The organism is Bacillus cereus group sp. BfR-BA-01379, from assembly GCF_022663605.1.
GTDB lineage: Bacteria > Bacillota > Bacilli > Bacillales > Bacillaceae_G > Bacillus_A > Bacillus_A mobilis.
The window spans coordinates 1-274 of the sequence record NZ_JAKUFT010000255.1; the positions used below are offsets into that span (position 1 = coordinate 1).

The window sequence follows — 274 nt, forward strand, 5'->3', positions numbered from 1 at the left end:
AGTGGATATTCCTCTTTTAATTTCTCTATTTCCTTCATTTCTCTTCCTCCTCATCACCTTGTAGCTTACGATTTAATAAATTATAATTAAATTAATTTTAATATAGTTTAACATAAATTATTCGCTTTAGTTAATTTTAATTTAATTTATTTAAATATAATTAAATAAATGGTAAGGAGCTTTAATCATGGAAAATATAGATATCGGTAAAAAGATTGAAAAGCAAAGAAAAGAAAAAGGTTTAACGAGTAAAGAACTAGCAACGATGGCAGGT

General features: G+C 24.5%; 1 pseudogene. It reads left to right on the plus strand.

Annotated elements, in window-relative coordinates:
• Positions 1–187 precede the first annotated feature (187 nt).
• Positions 188–274, plus strand: a pseudogene (locus tag MR113_RS27715) (DNA-binding protein); the annotation flags it as partial.